Consider the following 13,776-nt stretch of genomic DNA (forward strand, 5'->3'; position numbering starts at 1 on the left):
CATGCCAACGCTGCGCATCGAGGCGACCCGGGACGAAACGACCGGACTGTTCTTCCTCACCGTCTACATGCCCGCCGACGCGACCGAGCCCTTCGTCACCACCGCCCCGCGCTACATGAGCGCCGCCGCGGCGGAGCAGGACATGATCGCGACGATCACCGCCGCCGCGAACCGCCCGCGATGAGCCCGCGGCACCGGCGCCGCGCCGCGCCGCTGCCCTTCGACGCCAGCCTGGGCTACCAGGTGCGCGAGCTGAACCGCGCCATCCAGCGCAACCTGCAGGCCCGCATCCAGCCGCATGGTGCGACGCTCGGCGCCTGGTACTTCCTCCGCGTCCTGTGGGAGGAGGACGGGCTGACCCAGCGCGAGCTGGCAAGCCGCACCGGCATGCAGGAACCCACCGCGGTGATCGCGTTGCGCGGCATGGAACAGGCCGGCTGGATCCGCCGCGAGCCGAGTGCGGACGATCGCCGCAAGGTCGCCATCCGCCTCACCCAGTCCGGGCGAGCCCTGCGCGAGACGCTGCTGCCCGAGGCGCATGCCGTGCTGGACGCCGCCATGCGAGACATGACGGCGGAAGAGCGCGCCATGCTGCTTGCCCTGCTCCACCGCGCCCGCGCCAATCTCGACGCAGTCTGACTTCGCTCGGCGTCGGCGTTCCTCCTTGCCCGCGCGGCAGGCGCGGCGCGGGCAAGGGGTCCGCCAGCGCCCGACCGCAGCATGGCCGGGCGCAGGCGTGGCATCAGGCGTTGACCGGCGCGATCTCCATCGCCAGCGTCCGCTCGTCGTTGCGCGGCGTCACGCGCAGGCCGCGCCGGGAGGCCCAGATGTTCACCTGGTGATGCAGCGGGATGATCGGATAGTCCGGCATCACCAGCCTCGTCGCCTCGTGATACACCTTCTCCCGCGCGGCATCGTCGATGGTGGCGAGCGCGCGATCGAGCAGCGCGTCGAATGCGGGATTGGAGTAGAGGGAGCGATTTGCCACGCCGCGCCCGCGATCGCGGTTGGCGGTCGCGATCAGTGCAGACATCGGGCTGTCCGGCTCGCCGGTGCCGGTGCCCCAGCCGAGCAGGCCGATCGAGAACTCGTTGCGCGCCGAGCGGGCGAAGAACACGTTGGAGGGCATCACGTTCACCTCCGTCCGCACGCCGACGCGCGACCACATCTGGGCGATCGCCTGCACGATCCGCTCGTCGTTCACATAGCGGTCGTTCGGACCGCTGAGCTTGATGCGGAACCCGTTCGGGTAGCCGGCCTCGGTCAGCAGCCGCTTCGCTGCCTCCGGATCGTAGGGATCATGCTGGATCGAGGGATCATGGCCGAACACGCCGCGCGAGAGGAACTGGCCCGATGGCGCGGCGAAGCCGCTCATGATCTGCTGGACGATGCCCTCGCGATTGATTGCCAGCGAGAGCGCACGGCGCACGCGCACATCCTTGAGCGGGCTGCGCTCGAGCTTCTCCCCATTCGGGCCGCTGACATCGGGCGTGTCGTCGCGCTGGTGGTCGAGGAACAGGTAGATGTTGCGCAGGCCCGCCTGGCTGACGATCGTCAGGCGGTTGTTCGACTGCAGCGCGCCGACGTCGCGCGTCGGCACGGAGTCGATCACATCCACATCGCCCGCGCTGAGTGCCGCGATGCGCGTCGCCTCGTTGGTGATCATCCGATAGACCACGCGCCGCCAGGGCTGCGCCGGGCCCCACCAGGCGTCGTTGCGCTCGAACACCACGCGATCGCCAGGCATGTAGGAGACCATGCGGTACGGGCCGGTGCCGACGGTCGCCTTGCCGCTGTTGAAATCGGCGGTCTCGGCGCCCTGCGCATGCTTGCGGCTGATCAGCGTCAGCCCGCCCATCAGCGTCGGCACCAGCGGGTTCGGCGCAGCAGTATGCATCCGGATGGTATGCGAATCCACCACCTCCAGCCGCTGGATTGGCCGCGTGTAGATGGTGAAGTTGGAGGGACTGTTGCGCACCTGCGGCACGCGTTCGAAGGTGAACACCACGTCGTCCGCGGTGAAGGGGCTGCCGTCGTGCCAGTTCACGCCGCGCCGCAGCTTGAACTCCCAGGTCGTCTCCGTCACCGGCCGCCAGGATTCCGCGAGTGCCGGATAGGGCCGGAAATTCTCGTCATGGTGGACCAGGCGATCGAAGATGTGCTGCGCCACCGCGCCGTTCGGCGTCAGCGCATGGAAGTGCGGATCCATCGAGCTGAAGGCGCCGCCGACCGCGATGGTCAGCGTATCGCCCCGCTGCTGCGCGCGCGCCGTGCCGGACGGCGCCAGAACCGGCGCCGCCAACGCGCTGCCCGCCGCCAGAAGCGTGCGGCGTCCAATCCCTGCACCGTTGCGCATCGAAGCTCTCCCAGCTGTCTCTTGCCGCCGCCATCATGCGGTGCAGGATGGGGCGGACGCAACGGCGAGATCGGGGGACCGGGCCTTGGACCTGCTCATCACGGATACGGTGGTCGTCACCCAGGACGAGCAGCGGACGATCCTCGACCGCGGCGCCGTTGTCATCCGCGGCGACCGCATCGCCGCCGTCGGCCCGAGCGCGGAGTTGGAGGCCGCGCATCCCGACCTCCAGCGCCTGCCGGGCCGCGGCAAGGCGGTGCTGCCCGGCTTCATCAACAGCCACACGCATACGATCCTGACCGTGCTGCGCGCGACGGTGGAGGATTGGGCCGGCAACGCCGTCTACGGCTACATGTCGCCGGTCTCCTACACCATGACGCCGGAGGAACGGCAGGTGATGGCCGTGCTCGGCGTGCTGGAGGGTATCCGATCCGGCTGCACCATGTTCGTGGACCCGTTCCGCCACGTTCCCGACTATGCCGAGGCGATGGCCGCGACCGGTGCGCGCCTGCTGCTCTCCGAGAACTGCGCGGACGTGAACACGCTAAAGATCCGCCATGGCGACTGGTCACCCGACCCGGCCTTCGGCGAGGCATTCCTGGACCGCACCATCGCCGGCATCGAACGCTTCCACGGCACGCATGATGGCCGCCTGCAGATCCAGATCGCCGCGCACGCCACCGACAACTGCACGCCCGCCTATCTGGAGCGCCTGACGCAGCTCGCACGCAAGCACGGCATGCCGCGCACCGTCCACCTGGCGCAGTCCATGGAGGAGGTGCGCGTGGTGCGGGAGCGCCATGGCTGCACGCCCGCCGAATACCTGGCGCGGAACGGCTGGGCGGAGCCCGACGTGATCGCCGCGCACTGGACCTTCTGCACGGCCGACGACGTCGCGCTGCTGGCGAAGGGCGGCGTGCACTGGGCGCATTGCCCGCCCAATGCCTCCCGCCGCGGCCCGCATCCGGCACTCGCCAAGACCATCCGCAAGGCCGGCGTGAACATCGTCTTCGGCTCCGACAACATGACGGAGGACATGTTCCACGCGCTGAAGATCGGCCTCATCGTGCATCGCGGCGCGGAGGGCACGCAGGGCGTGGACCCCTCGCCCGAGCAGGTGTTCGACAGCGTCAACCGGAACGGCGCCAAGGCCATCGGGCGCCTTGCCGACATCGGCACCATCGAGGCCGGCAAGAAGGCGGACCTGACGCTGGTGAACCTGAACACGCCGGTCATGCGGCCGGTGACGAACCTCGTCGGCAACCTGGTGCATTACGGCCATCCCGGCATCGTCGAGAGCGTGATGGTGGACGGCAACTGGGTGATGCGCGACGGCCGCATCCTGACCGTGGACGAGCCCGCTTTGCTCGCCGAGGCGCAGAACGTCACCAGGCGCGTGTGGGAACGCATGCTCGCCGCCAACCCGGACCTGCCGCCGCCGCGTGCGATCCGCTGGCTGGACGTCTGAGGGGAACGCAGATGACCGACATCCTGATCGAGCACGGCACGCTCATCACCATGGACCCGGCGCGCCGGGTGATCGAGGACGGCTCAGTCGCGATCGAGGCCGGGCGCATCACCGATATCGGCCCCGCCGCCGAGCTCGCCGCGCGCCACCCGCATCCGCGCAAGCGCATCGCCGCGCAGAACCACGCCGTGCTGCCCGGCCTGATCGACGCCCACACCCATGCCGGCCACGCAATGACGCGCACCGCCGGCGGCGGCAACAGCAAGGTGTGGTTCGACACGGTGGGGCGCATCTACATGCGCGGCACCTCGGTGGATTTCTGGCGACTCGATGCCTCGATGGCGGCCACGGAACGGCTGCGCTTCGGCACCACCACCGCAATCGTGCTGCTCGGCGGCGGCGATTCCGCCATGCGCTGCGACGAGATGCAATTCGTGGACGCGCATATGGAAGCCGTGCGGCAGGTCGGCGTGAAGGAGATCGTCGTGGTCGGCCATCCGCGCCCGCCCTTCCCCGCCACCTATTCCACCTGGCAGGGCGGGCAGGAGAGCGTCGCCAGCGTGCCCTTCACGCAGTTCCGCGACGTCTGCGCCGAGGCGGTGCGGAAATGGCATGGCGGCGCCGAGGGCCGCATCCGCGTGGCGCTGCTCTCGCCCGTGCATCACCAGTTCTCCGACCCGGCGCAGGCCGGGGCGCTCTACGCCTGCACGCGGGAGATGCGGGAGCTCTCGCGCCAACTCGGCGTGCTGTTCCACATGGACGGCCATCGCAACGGCTCCATCGCGCAGCTGCAGCGCGAGACCGGCGCGCTCGGCCCCGATGCGTCGCTCTCGCATTGCGTGGACCTGACCGAGGCCGACATCGCCGCGCTGGTCGAGACCGGGGCGGTGGTGGTGCACAATCCCTCGGCCAACTACTCCATCCGCGGCCGCTGCCCGGCGCCGGAGCTGATCGACGCGGGCGTGACGGTCGCGCTCGGCACCGATGCGCCGGCGCCTGACCGCTCGGCCGACATGTTCCGCAACATGTGGCAGTGCATGCACTATCAACGCACGGCGAAGCGCGACGAGCAGGTGATGCCCGCCGGCAAGGTACTGGAGATGTGCACCATCGACGCTGCGAAGGGCCTCGGCCTGGACGGCGAGATCGGCTCGCTGGAAGTCGGCAAGAAGGCCGACGTGATCACGGTGGACCTGTTCAAGCCGCACATCATGCCGCTGCAGATGCCGGTCTATCGCGTCACCTGCTTCGTGCAGGGCTCGGACGTCGCCAACGTCATCGTGGATGGGCGCGTCGTCCTGGAAGGCGGCGAGGTCCGCACCGTGGATTGGCGCGGAGTCCTTCAGGAGGTTCAGGTGGAGGCCGAGGCGATGCTCCGCCGCACCGGCCTCGGCGAGCAATTCGAGCTGCCGCCCCGCTTCTGGGGCCACACTCACTACTGAGCAGCCACTACCGAGCAGCGAAGGGTTCAGCCGCCGACGGCGCCGCCGCCCCGCTTCGCCACCGCCACCAGCGCCGTGCGCGGCGGCGTGCGGGCCTCGAAGCCCGGCCAGCGGGTGGTCGGCCGGTCGAAGCTCGCGCCCGGCTCGGCGCCCGGCGCACGCACCAGAACCAGCAGCGCATCGGCCTCCGGCGTGGTCGCGGCGCCGCCGATCCCCGCGCCACGCGGCGCGGCATAGGCGGGCAGCAGTACCGCGCGGCCGGGGCCGTCGAGGTCGCAGGCGAACACCGCATCCGCCGCCGTGCCCGGCCGCCCGGCGCGATCGGTGCCGACCCAGAGCCGCCCGCGCGCATCCACGGACAGCGTCGCCGGGTATCGCGGCAGCGCGGCCATGGGCTGGTCGCGCCCGTAGCTGCCGCCCTCGCCGGCATCGCCGGCAAGGAACAGCACGCGCGCCGACAGCCGCTCGGCCGCAAGGTCGCCGGCGAGTTCCAGCACATGGCCAGGATGCGCCCCGGCCCGCGGGTTCAGCGCCTCGACCTGGTCCGGACTGCGGGAACTGCCGGCGCGGCAGGCCAGCAGCAGCCGGGGCCCTGCGGGATCGAGCGCCAGAGCCGCCGGCCTGTCGAAGCGCGAGGCGCCGGCGAGTGTTGCGGCACTCGCCGGGTCCACGGCGGCGCCTTCCGGCAGTGGCAACCAGGCGATCGCATCGCCCTCGGCGCGCGCGGCGTACAGCTGGCCGTCATCCAGCGCGTCCGGCGCCTCCGCCAGGCCCGCCGAGAGGAAGCGGTAGACGAACCCCATCGCCCGCCCGTCGGCCAGGAACACCACTGCCCGGCCGTCCGCCGCGCGCGTGGCGGCGACCGCCGCGGCGCCGATCCGGCCCAGCGCGCTCCGCTTCACCGGCACGCTTTGCGGATCGAGCGGATCGAGCTCCAGCACCCAGCCGAAGCGATTGGCGGTGCGCCAACGCGGGTCGAGGTCGCGCAGTCGCGCCAGCCAAGGCTCGGGATCGCCCTCCGCCAGCAGAGCGCTGCCCCATGGCGTGGCGCAGCCTGCCTCCGGCGCCAGGATACCCTGCACCGCCTCGGTGCCAGCGGCAGGCCCGGACCAGCGGCAGAGCGTGTCGGCACCGAGCCGCCGGCTTTGGAAGCCGCCATCGACCACCATCCAGCCGGACGCCGTCCGCTCCAGGTTGAGCAGCGAGGCACCCTGCATCGCCGCCGCGACCGCTGCCCGGTCGCGTCCGCCCGGCCAAGCCATCGCAGGGTCCACCTGCGGATGCACGACGCAGGCGACGAGGCGCGGGATGCCGTCGCTGGCCATTGGCGGCACGACGATGCTGGCGAGGCGGCCATCCCACCCGAACTGCGCGGCGGCCGCATCCGGCGTCGGGTTGCGCGGCGCCCAGGGCGGTGCGTCGAAGGTCACGCGGTCGCCCCAGCGGATCAGCACCTGTCGCGCATGGCCGGCGGCGACCCAATCGTCCGGTCGCACCGGAAGGGCGGCCGGGGCGAGGTCCAGCGTGGTGATCTGCGCCCGTGCGGGCGGTGCGGCGAGCGCAACCGCCGCGCCGAGCAGCGCGCGGCGCGGGACGCTCAAGGCGCCTCCGTCACCGGCGGTGGCGCATGCACCGTGATGGGCGGCAGCTCGCCGGGCCAGCGCTCGATCTGCACCAGGCAGGATTGCGCCGCCGAGCCCTGGCCGAGGCGCGAGGTCGGCACGTCCTGGGTCAGAACGTTGGCGTTGCCGTGCAGGCAGGGCGCATCGGTCGCACCCGGACGCGCGGGGTTCCACCACGCGCCGGTGGCCATCGCCACCACGCCGGGGCGTATCGCGTCCGTCACCCGCAGCCCGGCGGCGATCACGCCGCGATCGTTGAAGACCCGCACCACCTCCCCGTCGTTTAGGCCGCGCGCGGCGGCGTCGTCCGCGTGCATGTGGATCGGCTCGCGCCCGCCGACGCGGTTGGCGGCGGCGACGCGCCCGACATCCAACTGCCCGTGCAACCGCGTGAAAGGCTGGAAGGAGAGCATGTGCAGGGGGTAACGCTGCGCCAGCTCGCTCCCCAGCCATTCGCGCGGCTCCCGCCACACCGCATGGCCCGGCGCTTCCTCGTAGCCGAAGGAGGCGATGGTCTCGGAATGGATCTCCACCTTGCCGGACGGCGTGTTGAGCGGGTTGGCCTCCGGGTCGGCGCGGAACTCGGCGAACTGCACATAGGGCGTCTCGGGCGCCGGCAGCTCGACATGGCCGGCCTCCCAGAAGGTCGTGAAGTCCGGCACCTCGATCCCCTGCCCGGCACAGGCGCGGCGCCACAGGCCATACAGGTGCTGCAGCCAGGCCATCTCGTCGCGCTGCTCGGTGTAGGCGGCGCGATAGCCCAGCGCGTCGGCAATATCGGCGAAGATGTCCACGTCGTTGCGCGCCTGGCCGATCGGAGCGATCGCCTGGTGCATCGCGCGCACGAAGCGGTCGCGCGAGGAGGAGCCGATGTCGTTGCGCTCCAGCGTGGTGGTGGCCGGCAGCACGATGTCGGCATGGCGCGCCACCGCGGTCCACCAGGGCTCGGAGACGACGACGGTGTCCGCCCGGTTCCACCCGCGCAGCAGGCGGCCGAGATCCTGGTGGTGGTGGAAGGGGTTGCCGCCGGCCCACCAGATCATGCGGATGTCCGGCAGCAGCAGGTTGCGGCCGTTGTACTGCAGGATCTCGCCCGGGCGCTCCAGCAGCTCGGTGATGCGAGACACCGGGATATAGGCGCCGCAGGGGTTCTTCACCGGCACGCCGCCCACGCTCGGCACCTCGAGCCGCGGCGTGCCGATGCCGTTCATCGAACCATAGCCGAAGGCGATCCCCTGCCCCGGCCGGCCGATGCCGCCAAGCATCGCCGCCAGCGCGACCAGCGCCCACCAGGGCTGTTCCCCATGCTCGGCACGCTGGATGGACCAGGTTGCGGTGAGCATGGTCGGCGCGCCGGCCGCCTCCAGGGCCAGGCGCCGGATCGTGGCGGCCGGCACGTCGGTGAGCGCTTCCGCCCATTCCGGCGTCTTCGGCGTGCCGTCCGCCCTGCCCAGCACGTAATCGGAGAAGCGGTCGAACCCGACGGCGCAGCGGGCGAGGAAGTCGCGATCCTCCCTGCCCGCCTCCAGGATGACATGCGCCATGGCGAAGACCATCGCCGCATCGCTGTTCGGGCGGATCGGCACCCATTCGGCGCCCATGAACTCCGCCGTGTCGCCGCGGAATGGCGAGATGTTGACGAAGCGGACGCCCGCCTCCGCTGCCGCCTTCATCAGCGGCACGTATTCATGCGCGCCGCTGCCGCCGGAGGTGATCAGCCCGTTCTTCAGCGGCAGCCCGCCGAAGCACAGCATCAGCTTCGCGTTATCCCGGATCGAGACCCAGTCGGTCACCGGCCCCTGGATCACCTCGTTGGTGCCGAGGATGTGCGGCATCAGCGTCATGCCGGCGCCGTAGGAATAGTTCGTCACCTGTGCCGTGAAGCCGCCGCCGAGGCCGAGGAAGCGGTGCAGCTGCGTCCGCGCATGATGGTAGCGGCCGGCCGAGGACCAGCCATAGGATCCGCCGAGGATAGAGGCAGGCCCGTGCTCGCCCCGCACCCGCGCGGTTTCCTCCGCCACCAGGCGGATCGCCTGGTCCCAGGAGACCGGCACGAAGGCATCGCCGCCCCGCGCGCTGCCGCGCCGCCCGCCCTTCAGCCAGCCGGCGCGGACGTAGGGGCGGTCGATCCGCGCGGCGCTGTGCACCGCGTCGGGGATGGATTGCAGCAGCGAGCCCGGAAAGGGATCGCGCGCGAAGGGGCGCGCAGCGACCAGCCGCCCCCCTTCGACCACCGCGTCGAAGGAGCCGAAATGCGAACCATGCGGCTTGATCTCGGTCATGTAAGCCCTCCTGCGGCCTTCAGTCTGGCCTTGGCGCCTGCCAGCCGCAACCGGCGCCCACGGCGGATGACGCGGGCGCGTGGCCGTTCTAGCATCGCGCCACGACCCGCCGAGGAAGAGCAAGCACCATGACCCCGCCCCGCAACTCCAACGCCGTCCGGGACATCGCCAACGTCCTGCACCCCTACACGGACCACCGCGCCCATGCCGAGACCGGCCCGCTGGTGATCGCCCGTGGCGAGGGCGTGCGGGTGTGGGATGACCAGGGCAAGGAATACATCGAGGCCGTCGCCGGCCTCTGGTGCGCCTCGCTCGGCTTCGACAACAAGCGCCTGGCGGAGGCCGCCTATGCGCAGATGAAGAAGCTGCCCTTCTATCACTCCTTCACCGCCAAGTCGCACGAGCCGCTGATCGACCTGTCGGAGATGCTGATCGAGCGCAGCCCCTGCCCGATGAGCAAGGTATTCTACGCCAACAGCGGCTCCGAGGCGAACGACACCGCCATCAAGATGATCTGGTACGCCAACAACGCGATGGGGCGGCCCAACAAGAAGAAGATCATCTCGCGCCTGAAGGCCTATCACGGCATCACCATCGCCAGCGGCTCGCTGACGGGGCTGCCGGCGAACCACAGGATGTTCGACCTGCCGGTCTCCGACCGCTTCGTCCATGTCTCGACGCCGCACCACTACCACGGCGCCCAGCCGGGCGAGTCGGAGGAGGCCTTCGCCACCCGGCTGGCCGAGGAGCTCGACCAGGTGATCCAGCGCGAGGGCCCGGAGACGGTCGCCGCCTTCTTCGCCGAGCCGGTGATGGGTGCCGGCGGCGTGATGGTGCCGCCCGCCACCTATTTCGAGAAGGTCCAGGCCGTGCTGAAGAAGCACGACGTGATGTTCGTCGCCGACGAGGTGATCTGCGGCTTCGGGCGCACCGGCAACTACTGGGGCAGCCAGACCTACGCCATCACGCCGGACATCATCACCTGCGCCAAGGCGCTCTCGGCCAGCTTCCTGCCGATCAGCGCCATCATCATCAATGACCGCGTCTTCCAGGCACTGGCCGACGGCTCCCACACCATCGGCACCTGGGGCCATGGCTTCACCTATTCCGGCCACCCGGTGCCGGCCGCGGTCGCGGTCGAGACGCTGAAGATCTACGATGAGCTCGACATCGTCGGCCACGTCCGCAAGACCGGTCCGCATCTGCAGAAGCGCCTGCGCGAGCGCTTCGCCGACCACCCGCTGGTTGGCGAGGTGCGCGGCATCGGGCTGGTCGGCGCGATCGAACTCGTGGCCGACAAGGCCACGCACAGGAACTTCGATGCCGCGCTGAAGGTCGGCCCGCGCATGACCAAGCTTGGCGAGGCCGAGGGCGTGATCCTGCGCGGCTTGGCGAACGACACCGTCGCCTTCTCGCCGCCGCTCATCATGACCGAGGCCGAGATCGACGCGATGGTGGAGCGCACCGGCCGCGCGCTGGATACGCTGACGGTGCAGCTGCGCCGCGAAAGCCTGGCGGTGGTCTGAGTTCCGGCGCGCGGGCGCCGCTGGACCCAAGTTGCCCGGACGGTGTCCTGGCAACTCGGGTCCAGCCCTTTCGGGCCGGCGATTCACGCCCTGGCGTGCCCGCCGGCGGCGTGCATACCCAGGGCGATCGCTGGCTAGAGGTAGCGCCCGCGCTCCAGGATCTCGAGCGTGTACTCCTTGTAGGTCATGCCGAGTTCCTCGGCGCGGGCCAGCCGCCGCAGCGCGATCTCCGGCGGCGGCGTCTTCCAGGCCTTCTTGTGCGCCTTGCGCCAGATGTAGTGGCTCCAGCCGCCATCCGCCTCCGGCTCCTCCAGCGGCGGGCCGCCATTGTGGCCGATACGGGGGGGCGGGGCTGGATCGGTCATGGCAAATCCACGATAGTGGACACATGACCAACATACAAGACGATCCGAAGCTCGACAGCGCCGGTCTCCGCTTGGCGGCACAGTTGCAGGCGGAGCGGGACTCGCGCGGCTGGTCCATCGCCGAGCTCGCCGAGCGGTCCGGCGTCTCCCGTGCCATGATCAGCAAGGTCGAACGCGCCGAGGCCAGCCCGACCGCCGCCCTGCTCGGCCGGCTATGCGGTGCGCTGGGCCTGACGCTCTCGGCCCTGCTCGCCCGCGCCGAGGGCCTCGCCGGCGGCGCCGTCGCTCGTGCCGCCGACCAGCCAAGCTGGCGCGACCCGGAGACGGGCTATATCCGCCGCGCCATCAGCCCCCCGGGCGCCGAGCCGGAACTGGTGCGGGTGGAGCTGCCGGCGGGCGCGCGCGTGGCCTATCCCGCCGCCACCTACCTGCTCACGCGCGGTCACTCGATCTGGGTGCTGGAGGGGGAATTGCGCTTCCAGGAAGGCGGGGCGACGCATCTGCTGGGCGCCGGAGACTGCCTCTCGCTCGGCCCGCCGGCGGATTGCGCCTATGAGAACCCGTCCGGCACGCGCAGCGTCACCTACCTGGTCGCGCTGTCCCGCCGTTGAGAACTCGGGCTACCGCGCCCGGCTGATGCAGAACTCGACGATGCCGGCGAGCGCCCGCCGCTCGGCGCCGTCAGCGAAGACCCCCAGGGCCGCGAGCGCCTTCGCCCCGTAGTCCCGCGCCCGCGCCACCGTATCGCCGAAGGCCCGGTGCTTCTGCATCAGCGCGATGGCCTGCTGCAGATCAGCGCCGGACTGCTCGCGCTCCTCCACGGTACGGCGCCAGAAGGCGCGCTCCGCCTCATTGCCGCGGGCGAAGGCCAGCAGCACGGGCAGCGTGATCTTGCCCTCGCGGAAATCGTCGCCGACGGTCTTGCCGAGCCGCTCCTGCTCCGCCGAGTAATCCAGCGCATCGTCCACGAGCTGGAAGGCAACGCCCAGGTGGTGGCCATAGGCGCGCAGCGCCGCCTGCTCCGCGGCCGGGCGATCGGCGACCACGGCGCCGATCTCCGTGGCGGCAGCGAACAGCGCCGCCGTCTTGCCCTCGATCACCGCCAGGTACTGCGCCTCGGTGCTCGAGGTGTCGTTCTGGATGACGAGTTGCAGGACCTCGCCTTCCGAGATGGTCGCGGAGGCGGCCGACAGGATGCGCAGCACCTCCAGCGAGCCGTCCTCCACCATCAGCTGGAAGGCGCGCGCGAACAGGAAGTCGCCGACCAGCACGCTCGGCTTGTTGCCGAACAGCGCGTTGGCGCTCGCCTGGCCACGGCGCAGCGCGCTCTCGTCCACCACGTCGTCATGCAGCAGCGTCGCGGTGTGGATGAACTCGACGCAGGCGGCGAGCGCCACATGGCGGGTGCCGCGATAGCCGGCCATCCGCGCGGCGGCGAGCGTCAGCAGTGGCCGCAGCCGCTTTCCGCCGGCAGCGACGATATGCGCCGCCAGCTGCGGGATCAGCGCCACCGGACTCTGCATCCGGTCCACGATCAGGCGGTTGCACGCCTCCAGATCCTCGCGGACGAGTGCCGTCAGCGCCGCGAGCGCATCCTCGCCAAGGGGGGCGCCCATGACGGGTGCGGCGGTGTCGGCGCTCGCCGGCATTGGCAGATCCACGCTCACTTGACCTCGATCCGGGCCGCGGCAACCTAGCCCCCACCCCACAAGGCGGCAAGCATCGCGGCTTGCTGGCAGATAGGGTGGAGTCCGGCCGCGGGGAGGGCCAGCGATGCGCGTCTTGCTGGCCACCGTGGACCCGGTGCGACTTTCCTTCCTCTTGGCCCTGCTGCGCGATGGCGGTTGCACGCCGGTGGTGCTGGATGCCGCGATCAGCGCCGTCGAGGGGGGAATCGGCATCTTCCCCCGCCGTATCGCCGTGCCGGAGGAGCAGGCCGCGCAGGCGCTGCGGGTGCTGCGGGAGGCCGGCGAGGCCGATCCGTGCTGACCGAGGACAGCCTGCTCGGCGGCCGCGTGAGGCTTCGCCAGCCCATCATCGGCTTGCGGGCCGGGCACGATGCCGTGCTGCTGGCCGCCGCCGTGCCGGCGCGCACAGGGGACCGCGTGATCGAGCTCGGCTGCGGCAGCGGCGCCGCGTTCCTCTGCCTCGCCGCACGGGTGCCGGGCCTCGAGATCGTCGCGGTGGAGCGGGAAGCGGAGCTCGCCGCGCTGGCGCGCGAGAATGCTGCGCTGAACGGCCTGGCCGGGCAGGTGACGGTGATCGAGGGCGACATCGCCGATCCGTCGCTGCGCCGGGCCCTGCCGCGATGCGCCCATGGCTTTGCCAACCCGCCCTTCTGGCCGGCCGGCAGCGCGCCGCCGGCGGCATTGCGGCGCGCCGCGACGCACGCCGGCGAAACCGGCCTGGCGGATTGGGCGGGCTGCCTGGCCGCGGCGGTCGCGCCGAGGGGCAGCGTGACGCTGGTGCTGCCGGCGTCGCGCTTCGCCGACGGAGTCGGCGCGCTCGGTGAAGCCGGCTTCGGCAGCCCTGCCCTGCTGCCGCTCTGGCCACGAGCGGGCATGCCGGCACGCCGCGTGCTGCTCGCCGCGCGGCGCGAGGGACGCGGCCCGGGGCGCGTGCTGCCCGGCCTGGTGCTGCACGGCCCGGCAGGCTCGACGCCCGAAGCCGAGTCGATCCTGCGCGACGGGGCCGCGCTGGTGATGTGACGGCGGC

13 protein-coding genes are annotated in these 13,776 nt (G+C 71.2%); 8 read left to right on the plus strand and 5 right to left on the minus strand.

Annotated features, from left to right (window positions below; translation table 11 throughout):
* The first annotated feature begins 1 nt into the window (after nt 1).
* The gene (locus tag ACESM1_RS17520; RefSeq protein ID WP_372622215.1) at nt 2-184 is read left to right on the plus strand and encodes a hypothetical protein; all 183 of its coding nucleotides are present in this window, start codon (nt 2-4) and stop codon (nt 182-184) included.
* Nucleotides 181-639 carry a MarR family winged helix-turn-helix transcriptional regulator gene (locus tag ACESM1_RS17525; RefSeq protein WP_372622216.1) on the plus strand — a complete coding sequence of 153 codons (459 nt, stop codon included), beginning with the start codon at nt 181-183 and terminating at the stop codon, nt 637-639. Before ACESM1_RS17520 ends, ACESM1_RS17525 begins: the two co-directional genes overlap by 4 nt.
* Nucleotides 640-742: 103 nt before the next feature.
* On the opposite strand, the gene ACESM1_RS17530 is transcribed toward ACESM1_RS17525, so the two are convergent.
* Nucleotides 743-2,356 (minus strand): ABC transporter substrate-binding protein, encoded by a 1,614-nt coding sequence (locus tag ACESM1_RS17530; protein ID WP_372622217.1) that lies wholly within the window; start codon nt 2,354-2,356, stop codon nt 743-745.
* A gap of 85 nt (nt 2,357-2,441) precedes the next feature.
* Here ACESM1_RS17530 and ACESM1_RS17535 point away from each other — a divergent pair, with 85 nt between their 5' ends.
* Together ACESM1_RS17535 and ACESM1_RS17540 are read left to right on the plus strand one after the other, a co-directional pair.
* Nucleotides 2,442-3,824 carry an amidohydrolase family protein gene (locus tag ACESM1_RS17535; protein ID WP_372622218.1) on the plus strand — a complete coding sequence of 461 codons (1,383 nt, stop codon included), beginning with the start codon at nt 2,442-2,444 and terminating at the stop codon, nt 3,822-3,824.
* Nucleotides 3,825-3,835: 11 nt separating this feature from the next.
* Nucleotides 3,836-5,266, plus strand: a complete 1,431-nt coding sequence (locus ACESM1_RS17540) for an amidohydrolase family protein (RefSeq protein ID WP_372622219.1) — start codon at nt 3,836-3,838, stop codon at nt 5,264-5,266.
* A gap of 26 nt (nt 5,267-5,292) precedes the next feature.
* Here ACESM1_RS17540 and ACESM1_RS17545 read toward each other — a convergent pair whose 3' ends face one another.
* Both ACESM1_RS17545 and ACESM1_RS17550 read right to left on the minus strand, forming a co-directional pair.
* Entirely contained in the window at nt 5,293-6,867 is a 1,575-nt protein-coding gene (locus ACESM1_RS17545; protein WP_372622220.1) for a PhoX family protein, read from the minus strand.
* On the minus strand, nt 6,864-9,170 hold the full coding sequence (locus ACESM1_RS17550) for a molybdopterin-dependent oxidoreductase (protein ID WP_372622222.1): 2,307 nt from the start codon (nt 9,168-9,170) through the stop codon (nt 6,864-6,866). Before ACESM1_RS17550 ends, ACESM1_RS17545 begins: the two co-directional genes overlap by 4 nt.
* A gap of 128 nt (nt 9,171-9,298) precedes the next feature.
* Between ACESM1_RS17550 and ACESM1_RS17555 the strand changes: the two genes are divergently transcribed.
* Entirely contained in the window at nt 9,299-10,696 is a 1,398-nt protein-coding gene (locus ACESM1_RS17555; protein WP_372622224.1) for an aspartate aminotransferase family protein, read from the plus strand.
* Between the two features lie 134 nt (nt 10,697-10,830).
* Here ACESM1_RS17555 and ACESM1_RS17560 read toward each other — a convergent pair whose 3' ends face one another.
* Nucleotides 10,831-11,061, minus strand: a complete 231-nt coding sequence (locus tag ACESM1_RS17560; RefSeq protein WP_372622226.1) for a hypothetical protein — start codon at nt 11,059-11,061, stop codon at nt 10,831-10,833.
* Nucleotides 11,062-11,084: 23 nt separating this feature from the next.
* Between ACESM1_RS17560 and ACESM1_RS17565 the strand changes: the two genes are divergently transcribed.
* Nucleotides 11,085-11,672 (plus strand): helix-turn-helix domain-containing protein, encoded by a 588-nt coding sequence (locus ACESM1_RS17565; protein ID WP_372622228.1) that lies wholly within the window; start codon nt 11,085-11,087, stop codon nt 11,670-11,672.
* A gap of 9 nt (nt 11,673-11,681) precedes the next feature.
* On the opposite strand, the gene ACESM1_RS17570 is transcribed toward ACESM1_RS17565, so the two are convergent.
* On the minus strand, nt 11,682-12,710 hold the full coding sequence (locus tag ACESM1_RS17570; RefSeq protein ID WP_372622230.1) for a polyprenyl synthetase family protein: 1,029 nt from the start codon (nt 12,708-12,710) through the stop codon (nt 11,682-11,684).
* 124 nt (nt 12,711-12,834) lie between these two features.
* On the opposite strand from ACESM1_RS17570, the gene ACESM1_RS17575 reads away from it, so the two are divergent.
* Together ACESM1_RS17575 and ACESM1_RS17580 are read left to right on the plus strand one after the other, a co-directional pair.
* Nucleotides 12,835-13,050 (plus strand): DUF2007 domain-containing protein, encoded by a 216-nt coding sequence (locus ACESM1_RS17575; RefSeq protein WP_372622232.1) that lies wholly within the window; start codon nt 12,835-12,837, stop codon nt 13,048-13,050.
* Nucleotides 13,044-13,769, plus strand: a complete 726-nt coding sequence (locus ACESM1_RS17580) for a tRNA1(Val) (adenine(37)-N6)-methyltransferase (protein ID WP_372622234.1) — start codon at nt 13,044-13,046, stop codon at nt 13,767-13,769. Before ACESM1_RS17575 ends, ACESM1_RS17580 begins: the two co-directional genes overlap by 7 nt.
* Nucleotides 13,770-13,776: the final 7 nt, after the last annotated feature.

Source organism: Falsiroseomonas sp., from assembly GCF_041690465.1.
Classification (GTDB): domain Bacteria; phylum Pseudomonadota; class Alphaproteobacteria; order Acetobacterales; family Acetobacteraceae; genus Falsiroseomonas.